Below are 21,280 nucleotides of genomic sequence, written 5' to 3'. Positions count from 1 at the left end.
GACAGCTTAGAACCGTTTCGCTTGTTTGGTTCCCTGCCGCCGACCGCGGGAGGCGAGGAGGTCTCGCGGGCTTTGGCCGGAATCGGGCTTGGTCTCGGCTGTCGAATCGGCTAAGCTGCCCGCCCCTGCAAGCGATCATCCGCCACGCCCCATGACCTGGCTGCCTACTCCGCCATAGCCCTGCCCCCCTCCGACAACGGTCCGAGTGACCGTGGCCCGCGTTCGCCCGCCTGAACGCTTTTTCGTCCGTCCTTTTTCTTTCTCGACACCGCCCGCGGCCCCGCTGCCGCCGGGACACAGGCGTCGCCTCGCCCCTGGATATCCCGATGCTACAGACGTTGAAACAGAACTGGTTCTCCAATCTCCGCGGCGACGTGCTCGCCGGCCTGGTCGTCGCCCTGGCGCTGATCCCCGAGGCGATCGCCTTTTCCATCATCGCCGGGGTCGATCCGAAGATCGGCCTGTATGCCTCGTTCAGCATGGCGGTGGTGATCGCCTTCGCCGGCGGACGGCCCGGCATGATCTCCGCCGCCACCGGTGCCATGGCCTTGCTGATGGTCAACCTGGTGAAGGATCACGGCCTGCAGTATCTGCTGGCGGCGACCCTGCTCTGCGGCGTGCTGCAGATCCTCGCCGGCTACCTGCGCCTGGGTTCCCTGATGCGCTTCGTCTCGCGTTCGGTGGTGACCGGCTTCGTCAATGCCCTGGCGATCCTGATCTTCCTGGCCCAGTTGCCGGAACTCACGCACGTCGGCTGGCCGGTCTACGCGATGACCGCCACCGGCCTGGCGATCATCTACGGCTTTCCGCACCTGCCACGGATCGGCCGGCTGCTGCCCTCTCCGCTGGTATGCATCCTGGTGCTCACCGCCCTCTCCATCTATCTGGGACTGGACATCCGCACCGTCGGCGACATGGGTGAATTGCCCGCCAGCCTGCCGGTCTTCCTCTGGCCGGAGGTTCCGCTGAACCTCGAGACCCTGCTGATCATCCTGCCCTACTCCGCCGCCCTGGCGGTGGTCGGCCTGCTGGAGTCGCTGATGACCGCCACCATCGTCGACGAGATGACCGATACCGACAGCGACAAGAACCGTGAATGCAAGGGCCAGGGCCTGGCGAACATCGCCACCGGCCTGCTCGGCGGGATGGCCGGTTGCGCGATGATCGGGCAGTCGGTCATCAACGTGAAATCCGGTGGCCGCAACCGCCTGTCGACACTGGTGGCCGGCGTCGCGCTGCTGCTGATGGTGGTGTTCCTCAGCGACTGGGTCGGACAAATACCCATGGCGGCCCTGGTGGCGGTGATGATCATGGTCTCGATCGGTACCTTCCGCTGGGACTCGATCCGCAACCTGCGGCGCTACCCGCTGTCGACCAACCTGGTCATGCTGGTGACGGTCGGGGTGGTCCTCGCCACCCACAACCTGGCGTTCGGCGTGATCGCCGGCGTGCTGCTGGCCTCGCTGTTCTTCGCCAACAGGATCGGCCATTACCTGGACATCGACAGCCAGCTGTCCGCCGATGGTTCGCACCGTCATTACCAGGTCACCGGCCAACTGTTCTTCGCTTCGTCGACCCGGTTCGTCGCCGCCTTCGACCTGAAAGAACAGGTGGACCAGGTGATCATCGACCTGCGTCACGCCCATCTCTGGGACATCACCGCCGTCGCGGCGCTGGACAAGGTGGTGCTAGGCCTGCGCCAGCGCGGCGTGACGGTCGACGTGCTCGGCCTGAACGCCGCCAGCGCGACGCTGGTCGATCGCTTCGGCGCGCACGACAAGCCGGGCGCCGTCGACCTCCTCTCCGACCATTGAGCGGCGGTCGGCCTGGAGCGCTCAGCGGCGCAGGCTGGCGACGACGAATACGCGGCGGAACGGAAACAGCGTGCGGCCGTCGAGCTCCTGCGGATAGTAGCGGTGCAGCAGGTCCAGGTAACGGTCGAGGAAGCGCCGGCGCGCCTCCTCGTCCAGTTCGCCGAGCACCGGACGCAGGGCGGAGACCTTGACCCAGTCGAAGATCGGGTCGTTGCCGTCCACCACCTGCAGGTGCTCGGTCTCCCAGATGTCCACCTCCGCGCAGAGCGGCGCCAGCAGGCGGTAGTAGTTGTCCAGGGAGAGCACGTTGCGCTGCTGCATCAGGTAGCGCAACGTCGGGCTGCCGAGCGGCGTGCCGCCCGGGCCGGCGCTGTCCAGCGCATCGAGCATCAGGCGATACCAGGACGCATCGCGCCAGTTCGGCATGTGCGCCGCCAGGCAGCCTCCCGGGCTCAGTTGGCCCAGCAGGCGCGGCAACAGGCTGCAATGGCGCTCGATGAAATGCAGCACCGCCGCGGCGAACAGCAGGCTGGCCGGACGCTCGGCGCACCAATGCTGCAGGTTGGCGCGCTCCCAGCTGGCCCTGATCGGCAGGCGCGCGGCTTCCTCGAGCATCTCCGCGGAGCTGTCCACGCCATGCAGTTCGGCCTGCGGCCAGCGGCGGGCGAGCAGTTCGGTGGCGATCCCGGTGCCACAGCCCAGGTCGTAGATCCGTTCCGGAGAATACAGGTCGACATGGTCGAGCAGCTCGACCACCGGCCGTTGGCGAAGTCGGGCGAACTGCATGTAGGCGGTCGGGTCCCAATGCGTCTCGTTGCCCGCACGGCAGCGCAGGTCGTCACGCACCATGGGCGACCTCCCGCTCCGCGGCGAGCTGCCGCCCCAGGCTGCGCAGGCTGCCCAGCAGCAGCGCCAGGCCGCGACGGGTATCGGCATCGCGCAACAGCCGCAACAGATCCTTCAGGTTCGGCGGCTGCTCCCGCAACACCTCGGCCTTGGCCACGCGCACCGCGTTGCCGACGGACCAGCCGACACTGGTGGCCTGTTCGAAGAGCGACGCCAGCCTGTCCACCATGGCCGGATCGAGCAGGTCGATGAGATCCGAAAGCAGCGAGAGCAGGTCGACCAGGTTGTCCAGCCGCCGCCCTTCGATCAGTGGCTGCAGCTTGCCAACCAGGGCCTGCAGGCTCTCCCGGGTCTGCTCGGGAAACAGGGGTGTCTCGGCCTGCGCCGCGGCGCGAGGCTGTCGATGGTCTTCCATGTCGGCTCCTCCCCGTGTGGGGTCAAAGCATTCCGCGGGCGACGGCCCAGTACAGCCCGCGATTGAAACCCTGGCGCAACAGCCCGCCAAGCTTGGTCGGCGGGGTCGGCTGGACGTCGTGCCGGTAGTCGTACCAGAGCGGCATGCCGGCGTTCAGGCCCATCTGCGCGACGGCCTGCACCCGTCCGTCGTAGGTCGCGCAAGGACTGCCGAGGCGAATCTCGGCGGCGATGTTGCTGGCGATCACCGGCGCCTGATTGTGGCAGGCGCCTCCGGCCTTGCTTACCGGCAGATCGACGGTATCGCCCAGGGTATACACCCGTTCGACGCCATACACCTGCAAGGTTTCATGGTTCGTCGGCAACCAGCCTTCGTCGGCGGCGGATTGCGACAGGCCACACTCCCGGACCACATCCACCGCGCGAATCGGCGGCGTCGCCATGAGCAGGTCGAAGGGTTGCTCGTCACCCTCTTCGGAATAGGCGATGCGCCGCTCCGGATCGACCCGGGCCAGGGTGAAGCCACGCTGGAAACGAATGCCACGCTGCTCGAACAGACTCGGCAGGATCTCGCCGGTGGGCCGCTGCAGGAACAGGCAGTTGCGTAGCAATTGGGCGGTGGTGGGATAGGTATAGACGATCTCGACGCGCTCGCGCACACCGCGGCGGCGCAGGTAGTCATCGAGCATCAGGGTGGTCTCCACCGGGGCGATGCCGCACTGGTGCGGTACATTCGGCGTCTTCGGGAAGCTCACCGTGATGAACACCCGTCCCGACTCCAGGCTGGCCAGGCGCTCCGCCAACCGGCGCGCCGGCCGGTACTGGTAGAAATGCTCGCCGGCTTCCTGCAGGCCTTCGATACGCTCGGGCGCCGGTACGCAGCCGGTGGCGATGACCAGGTAGTCGTAGCCGTGCCGCTTGCCGTTGCGGGTATGCAGCTCCTGGCGAGCGAAATCGAAGCGGACCACCTGCTCGACCCGGAACTCCACCTCAGGGCGCAACAGCGAACGCTCCGGTCGCTTCAGGTCCTCGAGGAAGAACTGCTGGAAGGCGACGTACATGAACGCCGGCTTGTAGTAGTGATCGGGCGAGTCCGAGAGCAGCAGGACCTGCACCCTGCCGTCGAGGACCTCCGCGTAGAGCCTGGCCACCAGCAGGTTGGCGAGCATGGTGCCACCAACCCCGCCACCAACGATGACGATGCGTTGCATAGCCCCTCCCTGTCCCTGAGAAGTCATGGAGTATGTCTAGATGAGCGAAGGGAATAGGCAAGGCTGGCTCCGCCGCGGCAAGACGCCGGCGCGGAAAAAGGACCTACAGTTCAAGCGGTTGCCGATGAAGAGGCACCACCTGCCAGAATTGGCAGGGGCAGAGTGACGGAAATGCAGCGCATGCCGGCGAACCGGCGGACAACCTCCCTAGCGACGGCCCAGGACGAGCGCACGGAAGAGATCGAACGCCAGCACCAGCGCGAGCATCGGCAGCACCAGGGGAACGAACGCCGATATGGCGTCCCGATAAGGACGACCTGCCAGCCACAGGTAGCAACTGGCGCCGCCGACCAGCAACGCGACCAGGAGAATGACGAACTTGCACAGGCGCGAAGCGAAGGAGAGCGTGTCGATCATGTCTGTTCTCGGTAAAAGCGGATCGCTCCGTTTTAACGGGCGGTAGCGCCGCCCGGTATAGGAAACGTCCGATTTCCTGGTAGCTGGTTTCTCAGTACTGAAAAGCGCTCTCCATGGCCACCCCGGCATGCCGAAGAACGACTCTCTCACGCCCTTTCATCGCTTCAATCCGGGAAAATCAGCGCTGCCCGGCAAACAAAGGCACAATGACATCACTGAATGTCGATGGGCGACATCGCAGTCACCCAGGACTCCAGCATGACGACTCCTCCCTATCCCGCCGACGAGCCCGCCAGACAGGCCTACGTCGACCAGCTCGGCCTGCTGGAGGAAGGTGTCGACGAAGTGTTCGAAGCGATCCTCGGCGCCGCCACCTGCTATTTCCAGACGCCCATCGCGCTCATTTCCATTCTCGATCACCAGCGCCAGTGGTTTCGCGCGAGCATCGGCCTCGGTATCCGCCAGACGCCACGACGGGATTCGTTCTGCGCCTACGCGATCCTCGGCAAGGGAGTGTTCGAGGTGGCCGACGCCCGCCTCGATCCGCGCTTCCGCGACAACCCCTACGTGCTGGGCGAGCCGGGCATCCGCTTCTACGCCGGAGCGCCGCTGACCACCACCGACGGACTCAACCTCGGCAGCCTCTGCGTCATCGACAGGGAACCCCGCGGACCGCTGTCCGCGCGGGACATCGCCATGCTCGAGCACTTCGCCGGGCTGGTCATGGCACGCATCCATACGCTGCGCTCGACCAACTACATCGACGAACCGACCGGCCTCTACAATCGGCTGCGCCTGCAGGAAGACGTTTCCCTGCGCCTGCAGCGCGACGGCGCGCTGACCGTCATCGCCGCCGACCTCCTGCCTCTCGCCCTGCTCAATACGATCATTCGTACGCTGGGCTATCCGTTTTCCAACGACCTCATGCTCGCGGCGCGCGATCGCATCCGCAGCGAGCTGCCGGACTGCACCCTCTACAAGATCAGCCCGACCCGCTTCGGCTTGCTGCTGCCGCGGCAGCAGCAGGAACAATCCGAGCCGGTCTGTATCCGCCTGCTGGAGGCCTTCGAGAAACCCGTGGTCTGCCACGGCATTCCGATCAAGGCCAATCCCGGCCTCGGCGTGCTGCCACTCACCGCCGACCATCCCCACGGCGAGCAGGACTGGCTGCGCCTGGTGGTCAGCGCGGCCGACGACGCCCGTGACCGCGGCGTCGGCTGGGCGCGCTACAACCCGCCGCTGGACCAGGCCCAGCAGCGCGCCTTCACCCTGCTGGCCTCGCTGTCCCAGGCTATCGGTACGGAGGAAGGGTTCCACCTGGCATACCAGCCGAAGATCGACCTGGCGACGGGCCAATGTACCGGCGTCGAGGCATTGCTGCGCTGGCGCCACCCGCAACTCGGGCCGGTCAGCCCCGCCGAGTTCGTTCCCCTGGCGGAAAAGACCGCGCTGATGCGCCCGTTGAGCGACTGGGTGCTGCGCCATGCGCTGGAGCAACTGGCTCTCTGGCACGGACGGAACATCCCGCTCACGCTGGCGATCAACGTCTCGGCGGCGGAAATGGAAGACAGCGGTTTCCTGGAGGAGACCGTCAGGCTCGCCAGGCATCACGGGCTCGACCTTTCGGCCATCGAGCTGGAGTTCACCGAAAGCGTGCTCATTCGCGACGCCTCGGCGGTGAGGGCAGTCTTGCTGCGCGCCCGCGAACTGGGCATGGGCATCGCGGTGGATGATTTCGGCACCGGCTACAGCAACTGGACCTACCTGCGCGACCTGCCGGTCACCGCCATCAAGCTCGACCAGTCGTTCACCCGCGACCTGGGCGACTCGCCGAAGGCGCAGAGTGTCACCCAGGCGGTGATCGGCCTGGCCAGCCAGTTGGGCTATCGGGTGATCGCCGAGGGCATCGAGACCCCTGAAACCCTTCATCTGCTGCAAGCCTGGGGTTGTCGCGAGGGTCAGGGCTATCTCATCGCCCGGCCGATGCTGGCGGACCAGCTGGAAGACTGGCTGCAGCGTTAGGCCGACGCCGGGGCGGCCGAAAAGCGCGGCATCCGCGCCATCGCCCACGTGCAGGAAAGCGGCTCAAGGCGTGGCCAGGAGAGCCAGCACCAGATAGATCGAGTACAGGCCCAGGACCATCAGCGCCAGCACCACGGCAACCCCTGCATGCCGGGCGATGGCCCACGGCGAATTGCGTCCGCAGCGCCAGACCACGACGAGGCTCAGGAGCAGGTAGGCCAGCTTCGCCAGCTCGATGCCGATGATTCCCCACAAGGTCAGGGACACGGCGTGTTCGCCGTCACTCTCCTGCATCAGCGGATCGACGATGGCCACCATCGCCTGCCTGGCGACGAGGCCGACCAGCACGAAACCCACGGCGAAGAACAGCCAGAAAGCCTTCCACAGCGGCTGTCCGCCGGCCAGGAAACCACGCGCCGCCGGCCTGCCCTCGGTAAGCGTCGCTCGCGGGGGTTCGTAGGGGTGCTCCATGCTCCGCGCTCCTCCAGGAAAGCGCGCACCCTAGCACATTCCGCCGCGCTCATCGGAAGCACTGCCGGACAGGAGCTGTCTCACCGCGCCTAGCGCGGACAGGAGACCTTGGCGCCTTCCACCTTGCGAATCCGCTCCCGATAGGACCCGGAAACCAGTACCGACTGCGTACCGCTCTTCTCGCTCAGGATTCCATCGCAGCTGTAGTCGCAGCCTTCGGCGATGGTCAGGCAGACGTCCTGCTCCTCGAAGCGGTAGAGCCCGCTGGGCCAGTCGGCGCATTCGTACAGTCCCGCGCCGGGACATTTCACGGCTTCGAGCTTGCCGGCGGCAATGATCGTCGAACCGGCCAGGTCCTGGAGATTGCCAGCGGCCTCGGCCGCCATGGCGAAGAAAAAGGAAAGGACAACGGGGGAAATCCTGCAAAGCATCGGTATCGGTGGCATTCAGGTGGGCGGGTTCATGAATCTAGTCATGAATTTCTGTTCCCGCTCAGACCGAAAGCCTGCCAGGGCGGTTCCCTATCCGTTCTGATCACCTCATGTCCGCGACTGGGGGACGCCCCGCGAGCCCACCGGTAGCAGCGGCTGGCCAGCAAACGGACCGGGAACTACCTCGCCGCCTGTCAGGCCTCGGATGAACCGACGAAGCAGGAAACTGCGGAAGAAAGAGGGAGGAACGTCTTGGCTGAGAGCGGCGGAACGCCAGGAAATCGGCGAACCGACCAAGACGTTTGGAGAAAAAACAACCTCGCTTTAAATAAGTATTTCTCGGCAAACCACTCCCGTCAGTCTCGGAAGCTATTGTAGTTTGAAACTTCATTTCGCAACATCAATCGCCAAAGTTCATCCCGGCGTTGTTTGTGAATTTCATCCCAAGCTACAAGCTGAATCTTAGCCGTCTCGTAGCACCCTTTTGCACGCATAGCCGCATAGTTTTCACCCTTCGTTACGATATGAACAGACTCGCAATCTATTAGTGCCCGTAAAAACCCACCCACACCGTATACTTTCCGACTTCAATGGAGGTCAACTAGTTGCGTCAGCGTGATCTGGATTCGTATATAGTGTTCCAAGCGTAAGTCCGCTCCACTATCCATGACAGCTTTGTGCGACCATTCCCGTGAACCTCCGAATGTGACGCTTTAAGCTCTCTGCCATGACATGGGTATGCCAAGCTCTCGCCCGACTTGGTGTCACATTCGGTCGGCCAGCTAGCCACATAACCTCTTCGTAAACTGAGTGCAGTGCTTTTCTTACCTCAGGAGTCAGGTCTATCTCCACAGACATTATCTCTCAAACTTATAGAAACTTGACACTTACCTAGCCGACAGCACTGTGCTAAGCGCACGAAGCTGCTCAATAAACTCAACTTGAGTTAGCACTCGAACGAACATATCTTTCTTATTAACCCACAACTCTTACTCGTCAGATTTCGAGAAACGGTCTCTACGAACGAAAAGGTCGACCCCGAGGACAACAAGGCAGATTCCTAGAATGCCAAGATCGAAGCCCACTAGGTTGGTGGAAGAAAGGCAAAATATCAGCACCCAGGCTGCAACAAACGCAACGACCCCCAGCCATTTGCGGATGCCTCTTGGTCGGACGAGGTAGCCTACTGCGGTGATGACCACGGCCCAAATCGCGAACTGAAGGACATCATTCATGCGGGCTCTCCAACACTCGGTACGATCTGCGACGTGACCGAATGCTGGGGCCCGATCCCGCCGGACACCTCCCCTTCAACGCTGATAATGACATCTCCAGCGTGATAGGTTGGCAAACTCTGCTGAGTAGCCCAACGAACAGCAAGGCCGCTACCAATCCCAACAAAGGTGTTGATACGTTTACCTGCAACTGCCGCAAGCCCACCGATTACACCCGCGATGGTGACGCGCTGCTGGTTTAGAGAGTCGGCTTGGGTTCGGGTCAAGGGCAACGAGACAAAGACTTTCAGTACACAAGCTCGATCCGTCGCCTGCATTCTGTCGAAAATCTCAATCGCGAGATCAGCCACCGCATGGCTGGCCTTCGCTGATGGACAGTATTTCATGTGAAGCAGCCGGCTGCGCTCTGCCCATGCGAGGCGAATGATTGCCAAGCTGAAGTTGATGCCGTGCTGGCTGTGAACGTGCGTCCGTTCGATATCCATGGCGTTCCTTCCGTGCTTCGAGCGCGCAGTTTCGGTAGCCAACAACACCGCAACCACTCGCAGAACAGCTAGCTCTCAACATCCACGCCCAGACGAAGTTAGCCCAGCGCTCCGCTTCGTAAGCTTACGATCCAGACAACCTCAACGGGGCCCGGAACGAAGAGAAAGAACTGGGCCACCCTAGCCGCGGATCTTCTATAGTCCCTTCACTGGCACCAGCGGCTAGCGGGGTGGATAGGCCAATACTGCCAGCGCCAGTTGCAGATCACTGTAGCGCGCAAGCTCGACGCGCTGGCGCAAGGTATCCAGCACCGCTTGCAGCATCGCACCGCGGATCGCGCCGTTGCTAGCGATGAAAACGGCCGCATCGTCATGCGCCAGCTTGAGTTTCCGGTCGTAGCTGCTGATCTCCTTGGATACGTCTCCAGAGAGTTCTGTACCTTCTCTTGGGTCACTGGTGCCGATGCTCGTTGTCACCATCAATATCGAACTGTAGAAACTGCTGGCAATGACGGGGTGGTCCTGCCTGTCCCAAGTTAGGTCAATCCCGGCATAGACAGGCAGACATACCAGGAGTTTGACCAGCAGTAAGAGCTTGGATGGCATGGAAAGCCCCGATTTAATGCCATCCTTGATTCGCGTTCCACGAAAATCACAGAGGAAGCCGTGTCTTTGCCATCTTTGGCCAGGCATAGTGATATCACAGTTTTCCGACCAAGCGCTTGCTGCCGCCATCACTGCATCTCACTCCGTGCCAATAGCCCGGCAGCAAAGGAACTCAGTTCCAGCCTGGGTTCAGGAGTATCGGCCTGATATTTCCTCCAGGCGCGCTCCAGTTGCACGCCGTAGATGGCTCCTTCTGAGGCTATAAATGCTGCCGCGTCCTCGCGGGCATAGGCATAGCTGTTGGAACTGATGTAATCGCTCGTGTGGCCGGTTGCTGAGGTGCCCATTAAAGTGAGAATAACGGTGCCTCGGGCAAGTTCTTCCAATCCGTCCGAAACCTCGGCGGCGACGCATGCCTGACAGAAAAATACGATGTGGAAGAGCCAGATGTGGCTCCGACGTTTTTTTGTTTCCATAACTTGAACATCCTCTGTTCGTAATCGGCTATAGCGGCAAATCACCGCTTGTCCATTTCCAGACGACCGAGCCGGCGTGCAGGGGCTAGGGCTGACGTAGCGTTTCGACCACTCTGGACACACCGTCAAGAGCTTACAACAACTGTCCAGGGATGACCCGTATCAACGGGGCGGACACTTATACGGGAAAGGGCAAGCGTCTGCTCGAACAAGAGAGGTTTCCATTTAAGCTCGATATCGAACGCCCGCGGCACCGACCTCGAAGTCAACCTCTGGCCTCTTTGCGGCATGGGTCGTCTCTTGTTCTAGGACTGTTGCCATGGTTTCCTTCCTACAGGGTCGGCTCTTGGGGGATCAACCGGGCGCGACACGAGTTGTAGGCGCGCTCAGGGTTTCGACTTCGCTCAGGGAGTCGTTAAAGCGTCGAGAAATTTTCTTCCGGTAGTAGCCCGTAGGCCGAGGCGGGGTTTCCTGTATCAGTTTCGACCGTCCGCCGCCGCGTCGCCGCCGGCATGAGCCTGCGCGACGCACTCCTCACCCCGCGCCAGCAGCCCAAGCCCGGGCGCCGGCATCCCTGGAACCGCTCACAGCAGCAGGTGCAGCCATGACGACGAACCAGAACCACCCGACGATCACCTTGCCATTGAAGCGCTCCACAGCCGCTATCTCAATGTCCTGACCGGACGCACCAGCGATCACCTCCTGATGTTCCAAGATGAGGCCTACGCGCTTGGCCGCGCCCGCAGGCGGCTGGACGTGTTCCGTCTTGTCCTGCACCTGGAGCGCCAGCGCAGGTTCAGCGAACGCACGTTCGGACCTGGGTCGCGCGCCGCTGGCGTCATCGACCACATCCGTAAGGAGCTGCGCGAGATCGAGGAAGCCCCGGGTGACTTAGCCGAGTGGATCGACGTTGTGATCCTGGCCCTTGACGGGGCTTGGCGCACCGGCGCCACTCCCGCGCAGATCATCGACGCCCTGCTGGCCAAGCAGGCGAAGAATGAGGCGCGGAGTTGGCCGGACTGGCGCACGGTGCCGTCCGACAAGGCGATCGAGCACAACCGCGCGGACGAGCCGATCGACGACAACCATATGAAATTAAGAGAATGAGTAAACAGTTACAGTGAGAAGGCCGGCACAGCCGGCCATTACCTAGAGAGCATGGTAGGCCAGAGTTAGAGCCATGCCCGTCACATAACGCACTCCATCGCGAATCTGGTTGAAGACTGCACTGAAGTTTACAGCACCTAAGTGCAGACCTACTCCGGGAGTGATGAGCGACTTGATACTTTGTGGCAGATTCATTGCTGAAAGCTGTGCAGCCGTAAGGGTCCCTAAGTTCACACCATAGCCAACTAGGAGGCCTGAGCTATCGGTTGCACCGCCTCCTGTACCGGGAGTTATCGAGACACTATTAGGCAAAATATTTGTCGTTTGACCTAACACCCCAAGTAGTCCTGCCCCATATTTTGCTTTCACAGAAACCAGATTAGCCCTAGTACTTTGAATGAGCGGAACCAGATCGCCACACACTACACCTTTATTTTGAGACATCTGAAACCCCAATAGCAAAATATTGGATGTTTCCTGAGCAAGAGCCGTCACATACTGTTGGTTAACAGCATTTACATCTCCACCTGGAACAAAATCTGGATGCAACCTTAAAGGAATATCCCAAGCCTCTGTCGTCTCAGCCTCGGGAAATGCTGCGCCAGGGGTGCAGATATTATACAGCCCCTTGTACAGCGTGGTTAGCGAGGCGCCAGGCGCCACATAAATATTTTGATCCTGCGCAGCACTAATGGCATCAGTCATATCTTCACCCCACTAGTTCGGAAGACCTAAAGCTTGTTGAAGATAGTCAGCCCTGTCATTCAAGCGATTTGTTCTGTAGTCGCCGGGCACATTTGGATGACCATCCCAATTTCTCAACTCGTAGACTACAGCAGCCCAATCATGCTGCCTTATTGCCGCCTCAAAATTAGGAAAGACTTTTCCTTGACCATATTGATAGTAAATATCTACCGCTACCGTCCGGACGGCTGGAGGCAACCCACTCCAAACGTCAGAGAATTTGCTACGAACAGCGCCAGCCACCCTATTTAGTTTCGTAGAGAACAACACCATCCCATCATCATCGGTAAATGGAGGGATGATTAAAGCAAGCGCAGAATATATATTAGGGTCAGTTCTACTCAAGCCCAGACCAGGCCGAACCTTGTCCCTGGTAGAAACCGGTATCCCCATGGAAATCAGTTCCTGCTCATCGTGCTGTCCTAAGTCAAATCCATATCCGACCGTGATTGCAGAGTCACCTGCCTGAGGAATCGTTACGGTGTTTGGACGAGAACCAGCCGGAAGCTCATGCCTGGCCGTAAAGTCGGAATTAATTTGTTCAGCAGCCAATGACTCCATTGACTGCTGGATTAGAGCAACCTTTGCTTCTTTGTCTTCATCAATCCTATCTTGTATGAATGTATTTATTTGAGAATTGAGCTTTGCCGACAAATCAGACATGGTTATCAAATTACTGCCACCAGTCTCAGGAACCGTTCTTATGCTAATTTCGTGCCCTCTGAAATAGTGATCAGACACGACCATGGGCCGCCCAATAGTCGTATTTATAGAGTCAATTAGCGACTGAGCCATCCCTGTACGAGCAGCCACACTCCAGTTAGCCAGCCAGGTATCATTTATATAATAAGGGATTTGATTAGCATATATAGTAATAGGCGATTCATCAAGTGAGGCGCCTACCTTCCCCACACTTCCATACGGAGAAAGCAAATCAGATATAGTCTTCTCCAGCTCTTTTAAATCTTCATCATCCATAACGCAACCCTCTGCTTAGAAAACTTACGAACACTCACTCTGCAACTTAGCATGTTCATCACGTAATGCTTCATACGTTACTCTTTCATCCTGCGGGAGGTATTCAGGCTTTATAGAATCAAAGAACCCCACATCATCCTGCATTTTACGACACGTTTTCTTGTCTCCCCGCTGCAAACTCAAGGCGGATATTTTATTTATCAGCCCCATACGCGAAAGAGAGTCCATGAACTGCGAGCACTTCTCATAAAGTTCCTTCGAGAGCAAATACCCTTTGTCTTTATCCCCCGAACTTAAAGCGCCCTCAATCATGGACAGTCTCTTTCTGTAAGAACTAAATGCACACAAACTGTATGCAAGCTTGTAACTTCCATAGAAACCAGCCCTAGGTCCACAGTAGTCTCTACACCCGAGACTCTCCCGACCTCTAGACAACTCGATTTTGCCAGCAGTATTTTTTACATCAATATCACATCGATCTGCATATGACGGCCCTTCCACTATAATCCTAGAACCATCAACCCTTCCCCCCAGAGAGCAAGAGTGCCCATTACTACCTAGCGTCCTAATTCTAAATATCTTTTCTCCATGATTATCAAGAAAAACATTGAAGACCCCTCCATCACCGACCCGCAAATACATCCCACTCTTTATCTCTGAGTCGGCAACAGCTAATGCTGAATAAGAAATAAGCATAACCAATAAATGCTTTGAGATTTTCATACACCCCCCTTTTTTATTTAACTTATTAAAAAATCAATAGCCTCGACCATACCTAAAGTTCGGTTTGATGTTTTTTAGAGCCTGTCACTTCAGATAGCAGCACGTTGCCCCCGCCCAGCCCCGCGCGATCCAACGGATCGGACCGTGCAAGCGCTCCCGCTGCCGGCCGCCGGCGCCGAAGCAACCGGAGACACCACCATGTCCTCTACCCAACACCAACTGTTCGAGCAGTGCGCCACCCGCCTGCGCGGCATCGTCGAAGCCCTGGACAACATCCATGACAGCACCCCGCACCGCTGGTCGACGGACCTCGACGACGTTCACTCCTAAGCCGAGAGCCTGCTGGCCATGATCAATGTCCAGGACCTGGCGCGGGATGACGGGCTGCCATTGGGCTGGCCGGAGAAAATGGAAAAAGACAATGGCTGAAGAACTGAAACCCTTCCCGTACTGCGGAGGAGAAGCCGGTTTCGTCGAGTTGGAAGACGGCGGAATAGTTGCGGTGTGCGCATCCAAAGGATGCGTCGCGAGCGGAGTTGCACGCTACGCATGTGGAGACGAGCCGAGACCGCTTATTGCCGAGACCTGGAACACCAGAGCCGTCCCCGCAGGCCATGTGGTGGTCAGCGAGGGGCTTTTGCGGCGACTTGTCGATTTCGCAGCGGCACACCCGAGCGGGAAAGACCTGGCGGCTGAAGTCGGCGCCCTGCTGAGCGAGCAGGAGGGAGGCTCCGACCCTGTATAGAGCGCTGACCGCCCTCGGCATCATCACCGCCCTCGGCCTGGCCGTGGTAGGGCTGGTGGAGATATTCCCGATCCTCCGCACGCTGGCGGCATGGCAGAAGGGGTGCTTCGGATAAAGCAGAAACCAGGCATCGCCCTTCCCCGCTGACTCCTGCGGACCACAACGATGCAGATGCACAGCGTCGACGTGGTACTGGTCATGGCCCTGGTGCTCCAGCACCACGGCACGGCCGACGCTGTTCGCCGCGCCGCCGGTCAGCTTCGCGACAAAGTGTGTGCCGAGCACCGGCCCAAGATGACCGCGCTCATGCGCATGCAAGACGACGCGGCGGCGCTGCAAGTGGCGCTCAACATCGTCCAACGCGCCACCGACGCCCAGGGCATCCTGCCGGGAACGCCATTCCCGGCCAGACCTTCGCCCAGCGAAAGCCCACCGGATCAGGGGCACATGCCCGCCAAGGCTGGTCCCGTCACCGGTGAGCCGGTGCATCCTACCTGAAATCATCCATGCCGCGGCCCAACGGAAAGGGCTGCGGAAGCGTCCGGCTATAGGCCGGGAAGAGGCACTAACTCATGGAAAACATCACATTCTTGACCCACGAGGAGGTGTGCGAACTGACTGGGGCGCGCACCAAGGCCAGGCAGATAGAGGTGCTGAAAAAGAATGGCATTCGCCACACTGTGAAGGCCAACGACTGGCCGTGCGTCATCACCGCCAGCCTGCTGGCACCGGCCACGGCTGCGAAACCCGAGAAGACGGGCTGGACTCCAAGGAAAGCAGGATAAATGGGAAGACGGCCGACCAAGCCGGGGAGCATTCCCCGGCTCCGCAAAAGACGCCGCGGAAACAAGATCTATTACTACTACGACCTCGGCGGCAAGCCACGCCAGGAACTATCCCTCGGAACGGACTACGGCCTGGCGATCACTGAATACGCCCGCCTGGAGAGGGCGCGCACAGCCGATGCAAAGGTAGCGGAGACGCTCACGTTTCGCTATGTGGCTCAACGCTATTTCATCGACGTCGTGCCAACGAAAAGCCCTACAACGCAGAAGGACAACGCCCGCGAGCTCAAGCAACTGCTGGCGTTCTTCGATGACCCACCTGCAGCCATCGGGGATATCGAGCCGAAGCACATCAAGCAGTACCTGATCTTCCGGCGGTCGGCGCCGGTTCGCGCAAATCGGGAAATCTCGCTTTTTTCGGCCATCTGGAACTACGCGCGCGAGATGGGCTACACCAAACTGGCCACCCATGCTCAGGCGTGAAACGGAACAGAGAGCGCGGGCGTGATGTGTATGTCGAGGATGACCTCTATGCAGCGGTCTATGAAGCGGCAGATCAGGGACTGAAGGATGCCATGGACCTTTCTTACCTGACGGCCCAGCGCGTGGCCGACACCCTGAAGATGGATGAGCGCGATATCCGCGACGGCACTCTGGCAATTCGCCAAGGCAAGACGTTGGCGAAGCGTCGTATCGAGGTGATCGGGGAACTGAAGCTGCTGATCGACAGGATTATGGCCAGGAAGACTGGATACCGCGTCCGCTCGACGCGCCTGGTCGTCATCGATGACGGCCGGCCGATGACCTATCACATGCTCAGAGGTCGTTTCGACAGGGCCAGGGATGCAGCCGGGATCCCAAAATCTGCTTTCCAGTTCAGGGATCTGCGGGCCAAGGGAGGGACCGATACCGCCGAATCAAGTGGCGACATTCTGCAGGCCCGGGACCAGTTGGGTCACACGACGGTAACGATGACCGAGCACTACATCCGCGACCGGATAGGCAAGAAAGTGAAGCCGGCGAAGTAGAAAATTGCGGAAGTGATCGGGAATTGCGGAAAGAAAATATGGAGGGATTTTCTTACGGAATCGGCGGAACGCCAGGAAACACGATGGTGCCCGGAGCCGGGGTCGAACCGGCACGGGGTTGCCCCCGAGGGATTTTAAGTCCCTTGCGTCTACCGATTTCGCCATCCGGGCAGGATCTCGCTTCAAGTGAGCTGGCTGTGAGAGCCAAACCGGCATCCCAACCGAGACCCACCCCAAACGGTAGATAAATCATTGTCTTACGTTACCTGACCGGGCGCAACAGTTAATTTCCGCGGGTTCCGCCGGTGTGCCCGGGCGCTTCCAGGGGCAGGACGATGCGGAAGGCGCTACCGACGCCCGGCTGGCTGCGCACCTCGATGGTGCCAGCGTGCTTCTGGACGATGCCATAGGATAGCGAGAGGCCCAGGCCGGTGCCCTTGCCAACCGGCTTGGTGGTGAAGAAGGGGTCGAAGATACGTGGAAGGACATCGGCGGCGATGCCCTGCCCCGAGTCCTCCACCTCGATCCAGGCGTTTTCCTTGTCACATCCGGTGCGAATCACGATGCGCCCCCGCTCCGGCCCCATCGCCTGGGCGGCGTTCATCACCAGGTTCATCACCACCTGGTTGATCTGCGACGGCAAGCACCGCACTTCGGGCAGCTCCCCGTATTCGCGGATCACGTCCGCCCGGTATTTCAGTTCGCTGGCGACGATATTGAGGGTCGACTCGATTCCCTGGTGCAGGTTCGCCCATTGCCAGTCGTCCTCGCTGTCGACCCGCGAGAAGTTCTTCAGGTCCTGGACGATCTTGCGCACCCGTCCTATCCCCTCGCGGGACTCGCGCAGCAGCACGGCGACGTCCTCCTTGACGAACGCCAGCTCGACACGCTCGCCAAGTTGCTCCAGGCGGTCCGCCAGTGCCTGGTCGCGAATCGCCGGGCGGGCCTCTTCGTAGGCCTGGAGGACTTCCAGCAAGCGCCTGACATGATCCTCCAGGGTGGTGTAGTTGGAGGAGATGTAGCTGATGGGATTGTTGATCTCATGGGCGACGCCGGCGGCCAGATGGCCGATCGAGGCCAGCTTTTCGGTCTGGACCAGCTGGCTCTCCAGTTCCTGGCGTTCGCCGATCTCCTTCCGCAGCGCGTCCCTGGCCCGCCCGATCTCGTCGGTGATCCGCTGGATATCCCGTTCCATCCGGCTCACCTGCGACTGCAGGTAGGCCGCCAGGCTCCACTTGGCGCAGAGGTTGCCGGCCATCTGGCGCACTTCCGCGCCTTGCGCCGGCGAGCCGAGCAGCAGCAGGCGCTCCTCCGCCGCCAGCGCGGCCAGCAGAGGGAACTCGGCGGGGCGGGAACAGATCACCAGTTGCAGGCGCGGATCGAGCTGCCAGAGCAGCCCGGGCAGCGAGCAGCGGCCGGACACCAGCGACATGCCCAGGAAAGCCACCGCATAAGGCTGGTCGACGTCCAGCGCCGCACGTACCCGGGCCGGCGCGTCCTCGCCGCTGGCCACGGCATCCACCTCGTAGTCGCCGGCGAGCGCCGCGCACAAGCGGTCGCGTTCCACCTGGAGCTCCTCGACCACCAGCAGACGCCGGTTCCTGATGGGTAACGTCTCCATGATCCGCTCCTCCGGCCGCCCGCACGGCTCTCCTGCGTGCCGTCGCCCGGACCGGAGTAGGACTATGCTTGCCTGAAACATTCAGGCATGACCTTATCCGGTGGACAGACACTCATGAACGATAGCGCACCTCCTTCCAGCGAGACGGAGATCCGCTTCAGCGTCCTGCTGGTCGACGACGAACCGTTGATCCTCAGCAGCCTGCGGCGCCTGCTGCGCAACCAGCCCTACGACCTGCTGCTGGCGGAAAGCGGCGAGCAGGCCCTGCAACTGCTCGACAGTCGTCCCGTCGACCTGGTGGTCTCCGATGCGCGGATGCCGAACATGGACGGCGCCGCCCTGCTGGCGGAAGTCCACCGCCGCTTCCCGGAGACCATTCGGATCCTGCTCACCGGCCATGCCGACCTGCCGACCATCGCCAAGGCGATCAACGAGGGACGCATCCACCATTACCTCAGCAAGCCGTGGAACGACGACGAATTGCTCCTGACCCTGCGCCAGGCGCTCGAGTATCTCCACTCCGAACGCGAGCGGCGGCGCCTGGAGCGGCTCACCCAGGAACAGAACGATCGCCTGCAGCAACTCAACGCCACGCTGGAGAAACGCGTGCAGGCGCGCACCGCCGAGCTGCAGCAGACCGCCGACATGCTCGACCTGGCCTACGAGGAGCTCAAGCGCAGCTATGTGGTCGGTACCGAGGTCTTTTCCCTGCTGGTCAACCAGCGCCTGCCCAAGGACAAGCAGACCAACCAGCAGATCATCGAGCTGGTCCGCGCCTGCTGCGCCACCGGGATCGTCGACGAATCGGACGCACGCGACCTGGCGATGGCCGCCGCGCTGTACAACATCGGCAAGCTGAGCTGGAACGACACCCTGCTCAGCGCGCCCTCGGACCTGCTCTACCATCACGACCGCGACCGTTTCCGCGGCTATCCGGAACTCAGCGAATCGCTGCTGATGTCGCTGGAACCCATGCAGGACGCCGCCCGCCTGATCCGCCACCACCAGGAGCACTGGGACGGCAGCGGCTATCCGGACCATTTGAAGGGCGAGGCGATTCCGCTCGGCTCGCGCCTGCTCAAGCTGGCGGTGGACTTCGTCGAACTGCAGCGTGGGCTGATCCTCGAGCGGCGGATGAACCGCGACGAAGCGTTGATGTACATCCGCAAGTACGCTGGCCGGCTGTACGATCCGGACCTGATCGAACCGTTCATCCAGGTCTGCGCGAGCATCCTCGCCGACGTCACCCTGGCCGACCCTCAGGTCAGTCCCCACGGCACCCGCGACCTGGTGCCGGGCATGGTGCTGGCGCGCAACCTGAACGCCAACAACGGAATGCTCCTGCTCAACGCGGGCAAGGTTCTCAACCTGGCGCTGATCGAAAAGCTGATCGCCTTCGAAGCGATCGAAGGCGCGCGCTACACACTGTTCGTGCGCCTGCCCGAGTCGACCGGTTGATCGCGTTCAGATCCTGAAACGCTCGACCGAGGAGCGCATGGTTGCCGCCACCTCGTTGAGGCGCCGGGCGGTGGCCGCCATCTCGTGCATCGCCTGGGTGTTCTGCTGCGAACGCTGGGCGATGAGCTCCACGCGCTGGGCGATTTCGTCGCTGGCGCGCGACTGCTCGCGGATGGTCTGGGAAATCTCGTCCACCACCGAGGCGGCATGACGAGTTCCCTCGAGGATCTCGTTGATCGACAGCCCGGCCTGGCGGGCGAACGATACCCCTTCGTTGACCCGGCTGACACCGGCCTGCATGCTGCTGATCGCTTGCCCGGTGCTGGCGCGGATGCGCTCGATCATCGCGGTGATCTCCTGGGTCGACTGGGTGGTGCGCGCCGCCAGGCCACGTACTTCGTCGGCGACCACGGCGAAACCGCGCCCGGCCTCTCCGGCCCGGGCCGCCTCGATGGCGGCGTTCAGGGCCAGGAGGTTGGTCTGCTCGGCGATCCCCTTGATCACCTGGATGATCGAATGGATCTCGTCCGACGACTCGCCGAGGGCGGTGATGCTGCTGGAGGACTGGTTGACCACCTCGGCGATGCGGCTCATCCCCTCCACCACATTGAGGATCACCTGGCCGCCACTGCTGGCCAGCTCCTCCGACTTGGCCGAGATCACCCGGGCATTGTCGGCATGGTCGGAGATCTGCGAGATGTTGCTGATCATCTGCTCCATGCTCGTCGCCATGCTGGTGGCGCTGTCGGCCTGCTGGCTGGCGCCCTGGACGATGGATTGCGAGGTCTGGCCGATGGCCTGGGAAGTGCCGTGGAGCTCCTCGCTTTCCTCACGGATGATGGTGATCATCTGCCCAGGTTTTCCTGCATTTCGCCCAGCGCCCGCTGCAACTGCCCGGCTTCGTCGTCGCTGTCGACGCCGATCGGCTCCTGCAGGTTGCCCTGGGCGATCACCCGGGCCGAGGAAAGCAACTTGCGCAGCGGCTTCAGGACGGCGCGCAACAATTGGCGACAGAGCTGGCCGAGGACCAGGCAGGCGACCAGAATCCCGCCTCCCAGCATCCAGGCCGAATAACGCATGCTGTCCTCGCGCTCGCGGTGTGTCTGCTCGACATGCGCCTCGATCAGGCTGCTGAGCGCTTCGTTGCGCCCTTCGAGTTCCTTGAAGGCCTCGTCGAACGACGGCAGGTCGGCGCGCGCCGCCAGCGGATCGCGCAAGGCCTTTTCGACGATGCCCTCGGCGGAACCGATGTAGGCCTGCAGGTCCGGTTGCAGTTCCACCAGCGCCTGGTGGGTGGCATCGTCGAGCGGCAGGTCCAGGTTCTGCTGGACGACCTTGCGGAACCACCGGCTGTGCTCCTGCAGGTCCTGCCGGACCTGGTCGCCGGCGGCGCTGTCGCCGGGCTGCACGACGAACGCCGCGAGCACGTCGGCGCGCAGCGCATCGTGCATCATGTCGCCTTCCATGTGATTGCGCATGGCGTTGACGCTCAGTTCGTTCTCCGACAACGCCTTGCTCAAGCGGATCTGCCCCCAGAAGCCGACGCCACCAAGGAAGATGGCCGCCATGATGCTGATGGCGCCCGCTGCGATGATTCTCTGCCGAATGTTCATCCCAGGCTCCTTTCCCTGCCGAGATACAGCCAAGGATAGACAACCCGGCG

At 61.2% G+C, this 21,280-nt stretch carries 24 protein-coding genes, 1 tRNA gene and 1 pseudogene; 9 read left to right on the top strand and 17 right to left on the bottom strand.

Features of this window, described 5'->3' with window-relative positions:
- Positions 1-326 precede the first annotated feature (326 nt).
- Positions 327-1,814 (top strand): SulP family inorganic anion transporter, encoded by a 1,488-nt coding sequence (locus tag PSPA7_RS12765; RefSeq protein WP_003150666.1) that lies wholly within the window; start codon positions 327-329, stop codon positions 1,812-1,814.
- Between the two features lie 21 nt (positions 1,815-1,835).
- On the opposite strand, the gene PSPA7_RS12760 is transcribed toward PSPA7_RS12765, so the two are convergent.
- The 4 genes from PSPA7_RS12760 to PSPA7_RS12745 form a co-directional block, all read right to left on the bottom strand.
- Positions 1,836-2,663 carry a methyltransferase domain-containing protein gene (locus PSPA7_RS12760; protein ID WP_012075509.1) on the bottom strand — a complete coding sequence of 276 codons (828 nt, stop codon included), beginning with the start codon at positions 2,661-2,663 and terminating at the stop codon, positions 1,836-1,838.
- Positions 2,653-3,075: a DUF1641 domain-containing protein gene (locus PSPA7_RS12755; protein ID WP_003150667.1), complete on the bottom strand. Its 423-nt coding sequence runs from the start codon at positions 3,073-3,075 to the stop codon at positions 2,653-2,655. The genes PSPA7_RS12760 and PSPA7_RS12755 overlap by 11 nt, the downstream gene beginning before the upstream one ends.
- A 22-nt stretch (positions 3,076-3,097) precedes the next feature.
- Positions 3,098-4,285: an NAD(P)/FAD-dependent oxidoreductase gene (locus PSPA7_RS12750; RefSeq protein ID WP_003150669.1), complete on the bottom strand. Its 1,188-nt coding sequence runs from the start codon at positions 4,283-4,285 to the stop codon at positions 3,098-3,100.
- A 207-nt stretch (positions 4,286-4,492) separates the two neighbouring features.
- A complete protein-coding gene (locus tag PSPA7_RS12745; protein ID WP_003150676.1) occupies positions 4,493-4,702 on the bottom strand; it encodes a hypothetical protein in 210 nt (69 codons plus the stop codon).
- 258 nt (positions 4,703-4,960) lie between these two features.
- Here PSPA7_RS12745 and PSPA7_RS12740 point away from each other — a divergent pair, with 258 nt between their 5' ends.
- Positions 4,961-6,724, top strand: coding sequence for a cyclic di-GMP phosphodiesterase (locus PSPA7_RS12740; protein ID WP_041025468.1), 1,764 nt, complete (start codon positions 4,961-4,963; stop codon positions 6,722-6,724).
- Positions 6,725-6,787: 63 nt separating this feature from the next.
- Here the strand turns inward: PSPA7_RS12740 and PSPA7_RS12735 are convergent, their stop codons facing one another.
- From PSPA7_RS12735 to PSPA7_RS12710, 6 genes are all read right to left on the bottom strand, one after another.
- Positions 6,788-7,195, bottom strand: coding sequence for a hypothetical protein (locus PSPA7_RS12735; RefSeq protein WP_003150678.1), 408 nt, complete (start codon positions 7,193-7,195; stop codon positions 6,788-6,790).
- A gap of 89 nt (positions 7,196-7,284) precedes the next feature.
- Positions 7,285-7,626: a hypothetical protein gene (locus PSPA7_RS12730; protein ID WP_012075507.1), complete on the bottom strand. Its 342-nt coding sequence runs from the start codon at positions 7,624-7,626 to the stop codon at positions 7,285-7,287.
- A gap of 989 nt (positions 7,627-8,615) precedes the next feature.
- A complete protein-coding gene (locus PSPA7_RS12725; RefSeq protein WP_003150680.1) occupies positions 8,616-8,861 on the bottom strand; it encodes a hypothetical protein in 246 nt (81 codons plus the stop codon).
- Complete coding sequence (locus PSPA7_RS32015; protein WP_023442838.1) at positions 8,858-9,346, bottom strand: hypothetical protein; 489 nt, start codon at positions 9,344-9,346, stop codon at positions 8,858-8,860. The genes PSPA7_RS12725 and PSPA7_RS32015 overlap by 4 nt, the downstream gene beginning before the upstream one ends.
- Positions 9,347-9,568: 222 nt before the next feature.
- A complete protein-coding gene (locus PSPA7_RS32640) occupies positions 9,569-10,081 on the bottom strand; it encodes a DUF2388 domain-containing protein (protein WP_228380091.1) in 513 nt (170 codons plus the stop codon).
- Positions 10,081-10,428: a DUF2388 domain-containing protein gene (locus PSPA7_RS12710; protein WP_012075502.1), complete on the bottom strand. Its 348-nt coding sequence runs from the start codon at positions 10,426-10,428 to the stop codon at positions 10,081-10,083. The genes PSPA7_RS32640 and PSPA7_RS12710 overlap by 1 nt, the downstream gene beginning before the upstream one ends.
- A 705-nt stretch (positions 10,429-11,133) precedes the next feature.
- Between PSPA7_RS12710 and PSPA7_RS12705 the strand changes: the two genes are divergently transcribed.
- On the top strand, positions 11,134-11,535 hold the full coding sequence (locus PSPA7_RS12705) for a dATP/dGTP pyrophosphohydrolase domain-containing protein (protein WP_023442840.1): 402 nt from the start codon (positions 11,134-11,136) through the stop codon (positions 11,533-11,535).
- A 42-nt stretch (positions 11,536-11,577) separates the two neighbouring features.
- Here PSPA7_RS12705 and PSPA7_RS12700 read toward each other — a convergent pair whose 3' ends face one another.
- From PSPA7_RS12700 to PSPA7_RS32010, 3 genes are read right to left on the bottom strand one after another with little or no spacing between them, the layout of a single operon-like run.
- Positions 11,578-12,240 (bottom strand): DUF3218 family protein, encoded by a 663-nt coding sequence (locus tag PSPA7_RS12700; RefSeq protein WP_003150685.1) that lies wholly within the window; start codon positions 12,238-12,240, stop codon positions 11,578-11,580.
- Positions 12,241-12,252: 12 nt separating this feature from the next.
- Positions 12,253-13,257: a pesticin C-terminus-like muramidase gene (locus PSPA7_RS12695; protein ID WP_003150688.1), complete on the bottom strand. Its 1,005-nt coding sequence runs from the start codon at positions 13,255-13,257 to the stop codon at positions 12,253-12,255.
- Between the two features lie 24 nt (positions 13,258-13,281).
- Positions 13,282-13,980, bottom strand: a complete 699-nt coding sequence (locus PSPA7_RS32010) for a hypothetical protein (protein WP_138009453.1) — start codon at positions 13,978-13,980, stop codon at positions 13,282-13,284.
- Positions 13,981-14,178: 198 nt separating this feature from the next.
- Between PSPA7_RS32010 and PSPA7_RS32810 the strand changes: the two genes are divergently transcribed.
- The 5 genes and pseudogenes from PSPA7_RS32810 (at position 14,179) to PSPA7_RS32005 (ending at position 16,538) form a co-directional block, all read left to right on the top strand.
- A complete protein-coding gene (locus PSPA7_RS32810; RefSeq protein ID WP_255286381.1) occupies positions 14,179-14,310 on the top strand; it encodes a hypothetical protein in 132 nt (43 codons plus the stop codon).
- 91 nt (positions 14,311-14,401) lie between these two features.
- Complete coding sequence (locus PSPA7_RS31000) at positions 14,402-14,725, top strand: hypothetical protein (RefSeq protein WP_058168203.1); 324 nt, start codon at positions 14,402-14,404, stop codon at positions 14,723-14,725.
- Between the two features lie 165 nt (positions 14,726-14,890).
- The gene (locus tag PSPA7_RS12680; RefSeq protein WP_012075499.1) at positions 14,891-15,223 is read left to right on the top strand and encodes a DUF7740 domain-containing protein; all 333 of its coding nucleotides are present in this window, start codon (positions 14,891-14,893) and stop codon (positions 15,221-15,223) included.
- Positions 15,224-15,297: 74 nt separating this feature from the next.
- Positions 15,298-15,510: a DUF4224 domain-containing protein gene (locus PSPA7_RS12675; RefSeq protein WP_003150692.1), complete on the top strand. Its 213-nt coding sequence runs from the start codon at positions 15,298-15,300 to the stop codon at positions 15,508-15,510.
- Positions 15,511-16,538 (top strand): annotated as a pseudogene (locus tag PSPA7_RS32005) (tyrosine-type recombinase/integrase).
- Positions 16,539-16,622: 84 nt separating this feature from the next.
- Here PSPA7_RS32005 and PSPA7_RS12665 read toward each other — a convergent pair.
- Both PSPA7_RS12665 and PSPA7_RS12660 read right to left on the bottom strand, forming a co-directional pair.
- Positions 16,623-16,709 (bottom strand) — tRNA-Leu (locus tag PSPA7_RS12665).
- Positions 16,710-16,821: 112 nt separating this feature from the next.
- Complete coding sequence (locus tag PSPA7_RS12660; protein ID WP_079262173.1) at positions 16,822-18,240, bottom strand: ATP-binding protein; 1,419 nt, start codon at positions 18,238-18,240, stop codon at positions 16,822-16,824.
- 33 nt (positions 18,241-18,273) lie between these two features.
- Here PSPA7_RS12660 and nosR point away from each other — a divergent pair, with 33 nt between their 5' ends.
- Positions 18,274-19,617 carry a response regulator c-di-GMP phosphodiesterase, NosR family gene (nosR, locus tag PSPA7_RS12655; RefSeq protein ID WP_003150696.1) on the top strand — a complete coding sequence of 448 codons (1,344 nt, stop codon included), beginning with the start codon at positions 18,274-18,276 and terminating at the stop codon, positions 19,615-19,617.
- 6 nt (positions 19,618-19,623) lie between these two features.
- Here nosR and PSPA7_RS32995 read toward each other — a convergent pair whose 3' ends face one another.
- Both PSPA7_RS32995 and PSPA7_RS32990 read right to left on the bottom strand, forming a co-directional pair.
- The gene (locus tag PSPA7_RS32995) at positions 19,624-20,328 is read right to left on the bottom strand and encodes a methyl-accepting chemotaxis protein (RefSeq protein WP_374119477.1); all 705 of its coding nucleotides are present in this window, start codon (positions 20,326-20,328) and stop codon (positions 19,624-19,626) included.
- A gap of 134 nt (positions 20,329-20,462) precedes the next feature.
- Positions 20,463-21,230: a HAMP domain-containing protein gene (locus PSPA7_RS32990; protein ID WP_012075496.1), complete on the bottom strand. Its 768-nt coding sequence runs from the start codon at positions 21,228-21,230 to the stop codon at positions 20,463-20,465.
- Positions 21,231-21,280: the final 50 nt, after the last annotated feature.

The sequence above is a fragment of the Pseudomonas paraeruginosa PA7 genome (genome assembly GCF_000017205.1).
Lineage (GTDB): Bacteria > Pseudomonadota > Gammaproteobacteria > Pseudomonadales > Pseudomonadaceae > Pseudomonas > Pseudomonas paraeruginosa.
The sequence above is the reverse complement of the archived record's forward strand: the minus strand, read 5'-3'. Positions and strand labels throughout refer to the sequence as shown.